A 12,320-nucleotide genomic window follows, 5' to 3' on the forward strand; every position below is an offset into this window, starting at 1 on the left:
GACAAGACTCTAATTTTCTTAACTTGACACCAATGGCAAGATGCCCACCCCACAAGAAGTAGTTGAGTATTTTTTTATTTGGAAGTCCCTTAAAGGGTAAGGGAAAAGGTTTGAATTCACCTTTCCCCTTACCCTTTAACCTTTTCCCAGACCAAAATATGAGATTGTTAGGCTTATCCGAAAAGTATTGCAACCTACGGGAGTTGATGGTGTGATTTGGTGATTTGTCTAATCGGAATTTCAATCCAAAATTCTGTACCTAATCCTGCCTGAGAATCACATTTAAACACACCACCGTGTTTATCTACGACAATCTGGTAACTAATTGACAACCCCAAACCAGTGCCTTTTCCTACTGGCTTAGTAGTAAAAAATGGGTCGCAGATTCTTGCCTTCAAGGCTTCGGGTATTCCTGAGCCATTGTCTGCAATGCGAATTACTACACTCTTTACATTGCCTTCAAGTTCTCCAAGAGCAGTACTGATGGTAATTTCACTGCTATGAGGTTGTAATTGAGATTCCCTGTAATCTTCTAAAGCATCGATCGCATTGCTTAAAACATTCATAAATACTTGATTCAGTGGCCCGGCATAGCATTCTACCAGGGGAAGGTCACTGTATTCTTTGACTAATTTAATCGCCGGACTTTCCGGTTTTGCTTTCAAGCGATGCTGCAAAATTAGCAAGGTGCTATCAATGCCCTCATGAATATCAACTGGCTTCTTTTCTGCCTGATCGAGGCGAGAGAAATTCCGTAAACCCAAGACAATCTGCCGGATACGATCAATGCCAACTTTCATGGAAGATAGAGTTTTGGGTAAATCCTCCATGAGAAATTCTAAGTCTATCTCGAAGGCGCGATCGCGAATCTCAGGACTGGGGTTAGGGGCATTTTGCAAATAAAGGTCTAGTATACTGAGTAAATCTTGGGCGTAATCGTTGACATGATTGATGTTGCCATAAATGAAGTTGACGGGATTGTTAATTTCGTGGGCAATACCAGCTACCAGTTGACCAAGTGAGGACATTTTCTCAGTTTGGATCAGTTGGGTTTGAGTTTGCTGTAAATCATGCAAAGCTTGAGCCAACTTTTGGGTCTGCTCTTTGGTTTGATTATGTAATTGGGCTTGTTGGAGCGCAACCCCAAGCTGATTGGCAATTTGAGTGATGAACTTAATTTCCGAGGCTTCCCAATGGCGCGGTGCAGAATTCTGATATGCTGCTAACAAGCCCCATAGCTGTTGCCCAATAAATATAGGTGCGATCGCATAAGCCCTTGCCTGAATTTGCTCTAAAACTGCAACGTGGCATTGAGAGTGGCCAGCTTCATAGATGTCATCAACTACAAAAGTTTCATTGTGACGATATCGCCCACCTTGGGTTTCTTGCAAATAGCTATCTTGCCAAATTGTTTTGGTATGGTCACTTACTAGCTTTAACCAGCCATTGCCCACAAATTCGGCGATATATTCACCACTCCAATCAGGCTGGAAGCGGTAGACTGCAACTCGATCGGCTTGTAATGATTTACAAATTTCTTGGGTGGTTGTCTGAAAAATCGCATCTAGGTCAAGGGATTCCCTAACTTTCGCCACAACTTCAAACAATACCCGTTGTTGTTCTGCTGCTTGTTGCAAATCTAACGTTTGTTGTCGTGTCTGATTGAGTAATTCAGCTTGCTGGAGTGCTACTCCCATTTGGGCAGCAATCTGACTGAGAAAGTTAACTTCAGAAGCTTTCCATTGCCGAGGGCCGGTGTGTTGATAAGTTGCCAGCAAACCCCAAAGTTTTTGCCCAATAAAAATCGGAGCAAGCACAAAAGCGTGAATTTGAAACTGCTCTAGATTGTCGATATGACACTGAGTAAACCCCATACTATAAATGTCATCGACTGCAAATGTTTCATTGTTGCGGTAACGTCCTCCCTCTGTGTCTTGTAAGTAGGTGTCATTCCAAATTGTATTAATACCTAGTTCAGACTCATTCGACCAGTATGGACTAGCAGCCTCGAAATCCCCAACAAATTCACCACCCCAACTAGAATCAAAACGATAAACAGAAACGCGATCAGCTTTGATTAATTGACAAACTTCTTTAGTGGTGGTTTGAAAAATAGTATCTGTATCTAGAGATTCACGAATTTCGGCAATAACTTTAAACACAGCCTGTTCTTGTTCAGATGTCCGTTGTAACTCAACTGTGCGTCTTTTAACTTGTTTTTCTAAATTTTCATTGAAGACTTGTACTTGTTGGTGTAGTTCATACTGCTGAACTGCTGAAGCGAAGTGTTTACCGAGGTTTCTAGCCAGTTCAATGTCTTCAACCGTCCATTTTTGAGCTTGTGCTTTTTTAGATTCGCGCCAAGCCTCAAAAGATCGCCGGGGGTACAGTTGCCTGCGATCGCTGTCATACTGCCCCGCCCATAGAGTTTCTGTATCTACTTCGTTGCGGAAAATACTTAAGTAGCCTAGTAACTGCTGACGATACTGGAGTGGAATTGTCAATATGCTGCGAATTTTAGTTGGTTGAAAAGCAACTTGCAAACTTCGCAAGTCAGAAGTGTTATATATATCTGAAATCGCCCAAACATCGTAGTTACTAGACTTATAGTGTTCTTGCCAGACACTATACTGCTCTATGAGTGGATATATAGTTTGTTCTGGCATCACAGGTTGTTCTCCACAGATATAAAGCTTAATACAGGTATTTCCTGGTATTAAGCATTCTGTCAAGCTGGTGATGTTGCCACTGTGAAAATCAAAAGCTGCATTTCTAATACAAAGCCGACCACCAACACCATTAAAGGCAGCAACAGCCGCTTCTAAGGCTGGTTGTAATACAATCGTCGGCAGTGAATGCAGTAGAGTCGCAATGCGGTTAACGATCGCTTCCCGTTCGGCTGTTTTGCGGACTTGAGCAAGAAGGGTACTTTGAGCGATCGCTACTGACAGCTGATCAACTACCGTCTGTACTGCTTCTAGCTCATATTCTGAAATCAAATGCGCTTGGGAATTATGAGACACCAGCAGCCCCCAGAGTTCATCTTGATAGAGAATAGGGGCTACTACAGAAGACTTTACCCCCATTGCCGTCAAATATTCAATATGGCAGGAATCTACAGGGCGGTAACAGATTTCCTCTGATATAGTTTCTCCATTTTCCAAGTCACGCAGATGAATTTGACCAATCTCTTGAGTATCAAGATTTACAATAGAACACACCCGTGATTTGATAAATAGTTCACGGGCGCTGAGGGGAATATCGTCAGCAGGAAAATTTAGTCCTAGTAGTGATGGCAACCGATTTTCGTAAATTGACTCAGCAATCACTTGACCACTATCATCGGGATGAAATTTGTAAATCATCACGCGGTCAGTTTTTAATAGCGATCGCACCTCTGCCGTTGTCACTGTGATAATTTCTTCCAACTCTAAGCTACGTCGGATACGGTTTGTAATGCGACGTAGTAAACTTTCTTCATGGCGACATAAGGGCAAATGTTGTTCAATGTTAGAGGTCATTGCTTATAATATATTCAATTAATAATTTACAAAACAAAGATAATTAAATCTAATGACATTTTCAAATTTATTTCATCAATTTGTCTTCAGTAAAACTACGGCAAATTACTAACCAAAATATTTATTTGCTTTTTATGGAAATTCACCAAAAATTATAAAAACAGACGCTAATAAAATTGCGTCTGTTGCATTTGCGAGAAATGATTATTGCTGTTTATTTGCAATTTTTTGTTGACAGAAAAACGCCCAACAAAATTAAATTTTTGCTTTGTCAGCAAAGCGGATTTTTAGATAATCGTTTTCCATCTTTGCCCCTGCTGGTTGTAGTGCTGCTAAGGCTTGTGGCAAAACTAAATTACGACGATGGTTGCCAATTGTAATGTTTAATTCGTCTCCCGTTTTACTTAATTGAACTTGGTCTTTAGGAATACCAGGTAAGTAAAGTTCTAAGCTGTATTGGTTTTCCTCTTGCACAACTCTAAGAGTTGTTTCTTTATAATAAACCTGGGTTGGATCTTCATCTTTGTAAAGGGTTTCCTTCAGGCGTTCTAAAGAAGCTAAACCGCACATTTCCTCGGAAAATAAAGGAACTTCTTTCACAGGTAGAGGGTGAAAATCATCATGAATTTCCCGGCGATATTGTTCCTGACTTTCCTTCCAACGTTGGAAAAATGGATCTTGGACTTCACTAGGAATAATCCGATTAGCCACTACTAAATCTGTTGCAACATTATACAAACTCAGATAGGCATGGGCACGAAGAGACTCTTTAATCACCATCTTTTCAGGATTAGTGACAAGACGCACTGAGGTTTGAGTATTATCTGTTAATACTTTTTCCAGAGCTTCAATTTGTTCGTAAAACTCATAAGGTGCATCCATTACCTCTTTATCAGGTAGGGAAAAACCAGCAATTGGTCTAAACAAAGGTTCCACCAGAGGTCGAAGTGCCACCGAGATGTTTTGAAATGGTTTGTAAAAACGGCGCATATACCAGCCACCGACTTCAGGCAAACTTAGCAAACGCAGTGCTGTGCCGGTGGGGGCCGAGTCGATAATTAAGACATCAAACTCACCTTCATCGTAATGGCGTTTCATCCTTACCAAGCCAAAAATCTCATCCATGCCTGGTAGAATAGCCAATTCTTCCGCCTGTACGCCATCTAAACCCCTGGCCTGTAAAACTTGGGTAATATAACGTTTCACAGCACCCCAGTTTCCCTCCAGTTCTTGTAGCGCATCTAGTTCTGCACCCCACAGATTTGGGCGAATTTTTTGGGGTGCATGTCCCAGTTCCATGTCAAAACTGTCTGCTAGGGAGTGAGCAGGATCTGTACTTAAAACCAATGTCTGATAGCCTAGTTCCGCACAACGGAGTCCAGTTGCAGCAGCGACGGAAGTTTTGCCCACGCCGCCTTTACCGGTCATCAAAATTACACGCATAGATGCTTCTATCCTGCCTGAGAATTTTTTACATTTATTTACATTATCGACTGTTTAAGGAAAATAAATGTTGTTTCAACACGTCTAGGCATTATTATGAACGTTTACCCTAACTCGTCCGTTGGGTTTTGCTGCAATAACTGATCGAGTTTAGTTTCCAGTGCTGAGAGTTTTTTGAGAATTGTGGGGCGATCGCCATCGAGAGAAATTAGTAAATTGGTTATTCTCTCTTGTATGTTGGTTAATTGTGCTACTGCATTCTGGATTTGGAACATTCCTTCTCGGAGTTCTTGGCGTTCCTGACGTGCTTCTGCCATTTCATCTAACATAGCTTGGACTGTTTTAGCGTTGCTCTCAAGTAGATTTTTGAGTTCTTTATCAGTCATTGCGATCGCGCTTTGGAATTAAGTCTATTATTAACTCTAAAGTATTGAGGGATTTTGTTCAGCAATTCCAAATTCAAATTTTGACAACGGGTACAGTCTAGTTTGAGGATATAACCCGTATTTCTCACAAGCTTCAGGCGTTTGATGGAGCAGAGGGGCAGAGGGGCAGAGGGGCAGAGGGGAAAGAACTTGGTATTTGAACTCTCCCCTGCTCCCTTGCTCCCTTGCTCCCTTTTTCTGCACCTTCTTGACAAATGTGCAATTATCTTGATATTTCACTGATAGTCACTGTACAGCTTTTTCTCACCATTTAGTCTAAACTTCAGTCATAAATATATCTTGGGTGAAAAAGTACTTAAGTTCTGTGCTAAATCTATCTTTGTCTGTAGAGGAATTTGGGTATGCTAAGACGTAAGCGCGGAGTTATACTCACTTCTGTTGGTTTACAGAAGTTCGAAGAAGCAAGGCACAAGTTTGAGTTTCGAGATAATTTTGGCAAGAGATTCACTCTTGAAGAGTTAAGCTACCGCACTAACTTAGACCCTCTAACAATCAGAAAAGTTTTAAACCGTAGGAAGGGAGTTGACAAGCGAACACTTGAGGCTCTCTTTCTTGGTTTTGATAGCTGCCTATGCGAAGGCTACTATTCGACCTCAGACCCCAATTGCCGTCAAGATTGGGGGGAAGCTGTTTCTGTCTTAGCATTTTACGGACGTACAGAAGAACTCAGTACTCTGGATGAGTGGTTGCTGAAGGATCGCTGTCGATTAGTGACCATTCTCGGAATGGGTGGAGTCGGGAAAACTAGTCTGTCGATCAAATTGGCAGAACTAATGCAGGACAAATTTGATTGTATTGTCTGGCGATCGCTATATGACGCTCCACCCATTGATACATTCTTGGGTAGCATCATTCAGTTTCTGTCTGACGAGCAAGAAACTGAGGCAGAATTGCCCGAAAGCGTTAGCGATAAGATTTCCCTGCTGCTTAACTACTTTAAGGAAATGCGCTGCTTGGTCGTGTTCGATAATGTAGACGCTGTGTTACGTGGTGGGAGTCGAGCAGGACAATATAACCTTGGATATGAGCAGTATGGCGAACTCCTCAAACGAATAGGTAAATCAGACCACCAGAGTTGCTTGCTACTCACAACGCGAGAAAAACCTAAAGAAGTTGCCTCTCTAGAAGGAGAAGCCTTGCCAGTGCGAACTTTGAGATTGGGTGGACTCAAAGAAGGAGAGGGAGAGGAAATTCTTAAGAGTAAGAGGCTCAAGGGTTTAGAAACTCAATTTAACGCACTGGTTAAACGCTATGGGGGCAATGCCTTAGCCTTAAAAATTGTCGCAACTACGATTCAAGATTTATTTGATGGTTATATTTCTGAGTTTTTAAAAGAGGAAACCACCGTATTTGGCGATCTTCGTGATTTATTAGAGCAGCAATTTGAGCGTTTATCTGATGAGGGAAAAGATGTAATGTACTGGCTAGCGATTAATCGGGAGCCAGTAACCCTCTCCAAATTACGAGAAGATTTAGTATCGCCTTTTCCCCAACTCAATTTAATTGAAACGCTGGAATCTTTGGGACGGCGATCGCTCATCGAACGAGATACAGCCTACTTCACCCTACAGCCAGTCGTGATGGAGTATGTGACAAGTCGCTTGATTGAGCAAGTTTGTGAGGAGATTGTTAAGCAGGAGTTTTCGCTTTTTAGAAGCCATGCTCTGATCAAAGCTACTGCCAAAGACTATATCAGAGAGACTCAAATTCGTCTCATTCTCTATGCCGTGATTAACCGATTAATTCCACTGTTGCAAGGCAAAAAAAACTTGGAATATGAACTGACTCAAATCTTACTCAAACAGCGAGAGAAATCCCCCTTGGAGCCGGGATATGTAGCAGGTAATATTCTTAACTTACTCAATCAGCTAGGAACTAATTTAACAGGCTATGATTTCTCTGGCCTAAGCATTTGGCAGGCTGACCTCCGAGATGTAAATTTGCAAAATACGAATTTTGCTTACGCCCATCTAGTGAGGTGTACGTTTACTGAAACCTTTGGTGCTATTCATGCGGTAGCCTTTAGTCCTGATGGAGAACTTCTGGCGGTAGGTGACAGTAATGGAGAAATTCATCTGTACCAAGTTAGCGATGTGCAACCAGTCTTCATCTGCACGCGACATAAAAGTTGGGTAACATCACTGACGTTCAGCCCTGATGGTAAGATTCTCGCTAGCAGCAGCACAGATTACACAATAAAGCTATGGGATGTTAGTACTGGTCAGTGCCTTCGCACCTTAGAAGGGCATACAAATGAGGTTTGGTCGGTTGCATTTAGCCAAGATAATTGCACATTAGCAAGTGGCAGCGATGACTGCACCGTGAAGCTATGGAATAGCAGCACTGGAGAATGCTTCAAAACACTCCAGGGACATCTTAGTTGGGTACTCTCTGTTGTCTTTAGGGGAGATACTCAACTGTTGAGTGGTAGTGACGATCGCACTGTTAAATTGTGGGATATCAACACTGAACAGTGTATGCAAACGTTTGAAAAACACCATAATAGTGGAATACGGTCAATAATCCTCAGTCCAGATGGTCAAATACTGGCAAGTGGCAGCGAGGATCAAACTATTAGGCTATGGAAAACTCAAACGGGTGAATGTCTCAAAACACTTCTGGGGCATTCAAATCGAGTTTTTTCAGTGGACTTCAGCCCGCAAGGCGACCTTTTGGCTAGCGGTGGGCACGATCAAACTGTGAAACTATGGAGTGTCGATACAGGTGAATGCCTCAAGACCCTTCAAGGACATTTCAGTTGGGTTTTTGCAGTTGCCTTCAGTCCCCAAGGTAGGCTTTTGGCTAGCGGTGGGCACGATCAAACCGTGAAGCTATGGAGTGTCGATACAGGTGAATGCCTCAAGACCCTACAAGGATATACCAATCAAATACTCTCTGTTACCTTTAGTCCTGTTAGTGCTAGCTTACCAAGCATTGGTCAAATTTTTGCTAGTAGCAGCCGCGATCGCACTGTAAGGTTATGGGATGCCGCAACTGGTGAATGCCTCAAAGTGTTAAAAGGACATTCCAACTCGGTTCATTCAGTTATCTTTAATCATGAAGGAAATATCCTAGTCAGCAGTAGTGGAGATAAAACACTAAAAATATGGGATGTTCCTTCAGGTAAAACCTTAAGAACCTTACAAGGACATCGTGCAGCAGTTTTGTCGATTGCCTTTAGTCCAGATAGCCAGACGATCGCCAGTGGCAGTGAGGACTGTACTATAAAATTATGGGATGTTCGTTCAGGTCGAACCTTAAGGACCTTACAGGGACATAACGCTGCGGTTTGGTCAGTTGCCTTTATCTCTCAAGGAGAGATATTAGCGAGTGGCTCCTGGGATCAAACGATCAAGTTATGGGATATTCACACGGGTGACTGCCTCAGAACCTTGGCAGGACATACGAGTTGGATTTGGGCAATTGCGATCGCCCCTGATGGTAATATCCTGGCAAGTGCTAGTCCAGATCGAACAATCAGGCTGTGGAATCCGCACACAGGTGAGTGCCTGAACGTTTTACAAGCAGACACAAACTGGTTGCAATCGATCGCCTTTAGCCCTGATGGCAAGATACTGGCTAGCACGAGTCACGATCTGACAATCAAGTTGTGGGACGTTTGCACGGGTGAGTGCCTAAAAGTTTTGCACGGACATACAGGCTTGGTTTGGTCAGTTGCCTTTAGTTTAGATAACCAAACCTTGGTTAGTGGCGGTGACGATGAAACGATTAAACTTTGGGATATCGGAGCAGGCAAATGCTTAAAAACTATGAGAGCGACTAAGCCCTATGAGCAAATGAATATTGTCGGAGTTAAAGGTTTAACTGAGGCGGCAACGGCCACGTTGACCTCTTTAGGAGCAGTTATCTAAGCTCAAACCATTAGCTTAGTAGTTCGCCAAGTTCACTTGGCGGGTAAAGGGTAAAGGGTAAAGGTTAAAGGGAAAAGATTTTGAGTTTTTTTCCCCTTTACCCCTTCCCCTTTACCCCTTCCCCTTTACCCCGACTTTTGCAAGAAGTTCACTGAGACATGACTTTTCGGGCTGCTTCGAGGGTGCGATCGATGTCTGCTTCGGTATGAGCTAAAGAAGTAAATCCGGCTTCAAATTGAGATGGAGCTAAATAAACTCCATGTTCTAACATCCCGCGATGGAAACGAGCAAATTTACTTAAGTCAGACTTCTTCGCATCCTCATAATTGCGAACCGGGCCTTCGTTAAAGAAGAAACCAAACATGCCGCTAATCTGACCACCGCAGGCAGCATGACCTGTTTCTTTGGCAATCTCCAGCATTCCCTCTGTGAGCCGCTTCGTAATGCGATCGAGATGCTCGTAAGTTCCAGGTCTTTGCAACAACTCTAACGTCTTAATCCCTGCCGTCATTGCCAGTGGATTGCCCGAAAGCGTTCCGGCTTGATACACGCTTCCGGCTGGAGCAACCATCGACATAATTTCTTGGCGACCACCATAAGCACCGACTGGCAGACCGCCGCCGATCACTTTACCTAAGGTAGTTAAGTCAGGAATGACACCAAATTTCTCCTGCACTCCACCGTAAGCGATCCGAAAGCCTGTCATCACTTCATCAAATACCAGCAGCGCTCCATGCTCTTGCGTGAGTTTTCGCAAACCTTCAAGAAAACCCGCAGCAGGTGGAATAAAACCTGCATTTCCAACAACAGGTTCAAGAATTACACCAGCAATTTCACCGGGATTTTGCTCGAACAATACTTTTACTGCTTCTAAATCGTTGAAAGGAGCTGTCAGCGTGTTGCTAGTCACAGATTTGGGCACACCAGGAGAATCGGGCAAGCCGAGAGTGGCAATACCAGAGCCAGCCTTAACGAGAAACATATCGGCGTGTCCGTGGTAGCAGCCTTCAAACTTGATTGCTTTCTCCCGCCCCGTAAAAGCTCGCATCAGACGAAGAACAGCCATACAAGCTTCCGTGCCGGAGTTGACAAAACGCACCATCTCGATACTGGGAACAGCATCGATTACCATCTGTGCCAGTACATTTTCTAGATAGCAGGGCGCACCGAAGCTAGTTCCTTTTTCCAGGGCATCGTGCAGAGCAGCAATGACTTCAGGATGAGTGTGACCGCAGATAGCTGGCCCCCAACTGCCGACATAATCGATATATTGATTGCCATCTACATCCCATATGTAAGCGCCAAGGACGCGATCGAATACGATTGGCTGTCCACCAACAGATTTGAAAGCCCGCACGGGGGAACTAACTCCTCCTGGCATTAATTTTTGGGCAGCAGCAAAGATTTCTTCCGATTGGGTGGTTTTTAAGCGAGTCGTTGCAATCATAATTTTTTCTCCTGAGATATTTGACTTGATGCGATCGCGAAGAGTGAGAATCTAGTTATTAAGAGTGACAAGCAAAACGTGCAAATATTATTTCAATTCGAGCATGACTTCATTGCGTCTAAATGCGGGCAAAATGAACGGAGAGTCATAAAAAGCATAAATCGCTTTACCTTTTGTCTCGATACCTTGCCGAGCCAGAAAAGCAGATAATTTGGCTTCGTTTTCCTGCAATTGTTCATCCCCAGCTAGACCGGAAAAATGGATTGCCGCTACTTTGTTGCTGGGAAGTTCTTTGATAGTAATGCGAGAGTCTTTTGGTTTTGGCAGCGTTGCCAGCGTATATTCTGAAGGCATCACGAACTGTACCGCCCAAGCACTTGTGGCGAGATTTTCTCCCGCTTCTTGTTGAATGACAGGCGCAGTCATGGCGATTTTTTCACTTGGCTGGGATTGCGTGACAGGCGCAGTCATAGCAATTTTTGTTACAGACGTGTTTTCACCAAATATGTAAGCGGCAAGAATCGAAAATGCAGCCTTGTTTGCTCGATCTCTTTCAGTTTGAATGACTGTTTCAGCAACAATTTTTGGCTCGTATTGTCGGATTTCAATATCATCATACGATTGCAATATGGAATATTTTGGTTCTTCGGTTTGACTCATAAGACTTTCACAAATAGCTAAAATTAATGCCAATAAAAAATCACGTTCTCACTAGCCAAATTAGATAGTTCCTTGTTTTCCCACTTCTTGTACTAACCGTCCATCTTCCATGTGGATGATGCGATCGGCAATATCGAGAATTCGATTATCGTGGGTGACTAGTAAAATGGTACAACCCTGCTCTTTAGCTAGACGCTGCATGATATCTACAACATCGCGACCCGACTTTTTATCGAGAGCAGCAGTAGGTTCATCGGCAAGAACAATTTTAGGACGACTGACTAAGGCACGAGCGATCGCAACTCGCTGCTTTTGCCCTCCAGAAAGACTGTCTGCATAATAATCGATGCGATCGCCTAAACCAACACTTTTTAGAGTATCCGTTGCCAGCTGATCCATATCTTGCTTTAGGTACTCATCATGTAATTCCAAAGACATTCTGACATTCTGCTTTGCTGTTAAAAAGGTTAATAAATTGTGTGCTTGAAAAATATAACCAATCTGCCGCCGCACTTGCATCAGTTGCCGCTTACTAGCCCCAGATATTTCCTGTCCCAAAACTTTCAGGTTGCCTTCCCGCGCGGATCTCAATCCACCTATTAGTGTTAGTAAAGTGGTTTTACCAGAACCGGATGGCCCAGTCATAATCACAATCTCTCCAGAATAAATGTCGAGATTAATATCAAACAAGACTTGCTTGCAGAGTTCTCCCCGACCGAAGTAGTAATCGAGATGGCAAACTGAAATAACGGGTTGTTGGGAAGTGTTTTGAACTTTGAGTTTTGAACTTTGATCGAGACTAATTTCTTGCAACATAAGAGTTAAACCGTAAATTTGGGGACTTCCAAATAAAAAAATATTCAATTATTTATTGTAGGGTGGGCGTCTCGCCATTGGTGTCAAGTTAAAGCAGATGCCCAGATGTCAAGCG

The 12,320-nt window shown here is 43.1% G+C and carries 7 protein-coding genes; 1 reads left to right on the forward strand and 6 read right to left on the reverse strand.

The genetic code is table 11. The features are described from left to right. Positions 1-194 precede the first annotated feature (194 nt). From ABF638_RS34130 to ABF638_RS34140, 3 genes are all read right to left on the reverse strand, one after another. Entirely contained in the window at positions 195-3,521 is a 3,327-nt protein-coding gene (locus ABF638_RS34130; RefSeq protein WP_435027236.1) for a GAF domain-containing protein, read from the reverse strand. A 255-nt stretch (positions 3,522-3,776) separates the two neighbouring features. Then, entirely contained in the window at positions 3,777-4,964 is a 1,188-nt protein-coding gene (locus ABF638_RS34135) for a TRC40/GET3/ArsA family transport-energizing ATPase (protein WP_435027237.1), read from the reverse strand. Between the two features lie 104 nt (positions 4,965-5,068). Beyond that, positions 5,069-5,350, reverse strand: coding sequence for a hypothetical protein (locus ABF638_RS34140; protein ID WP_435027238.1), 282 nt, complete (start codon positions 5,348-5,350; stop codon positions 5,069-5,071). Positions 5,351-5,751: 401 nt separating this feature from the next. Here ABF638_RS34140 and ABF638_RS34145 point away from each other — a divergent pair, with 401 nt between their 5' ends. Further along, positions 5,752-9,282, forward strand: coding sequence for an NB-ARC domain-containing protein (locus ABF638_RS34145; protein ID WP_435027239.1), 3,531 nt, complete (start codon positions 5,752-5,754; stop codon positions 9,280-9,282). A gap of 148 nt (positions 9,283-9,430) precedes the next feature. On the opposite strand, the gene hemL is transcribed toward ABF638_RS34145, so the two are convergent. The 3 genes from hemL to ABF638_RS34160 all read right to left on the reverse strand — a co-directional run bounded on the left by hemL (position 9,431) and on the right by ABF638_RS34160 (position 12,205). Continuing rightward, complete coding sequence (gene hemL, locus ABF638_RS34150) at positions 9,431-10,729, reverse strand: glutamate-1-semialdehyde 2,1-aminomutase (protein ID WP_435027240.1); 1,299 nt, start codon at positions 10,727-10,729, stop codon at positions 9,431-9,433. An 87-nt stretch (positions 10,730-10,816) separates the two neighbouring features. Continuing rightward, complete coding sequence (locus tag ABF638_RS34155) at positions 10,817-11,389, reverse strand: SOUL family heme-binding protein (protein WP_435027242.1); 573 nt, start codon at positions 11,387-11,389, stop codon at positions 10,817-10,819. A 60-nt stretch (positions 11,390-11,449) separates the two neighbouring features. Continuing rightward, entirely contained in the window at positions 11,450-12,205 is a 756-nt protein-coding gene (locus tag ABF638_RS34160) for a DevA family ABC transporter ATP-binding protein (protein ID WP_435027243.1), read from the reverse strand. Positions 12,206-12,320 lie beyond the last annotated feature (115 nt).

Source organism: Nostoc sp. CALU 1950 (assembly GCF_051172895.1).
GTDB classification, from domain to species: Bacteria; Cyanobacteriota; Cyanobacteriia; order Cyanobacteriales; family Nostocaceae; genus Nostoc; species Nostoc edaphicum_A.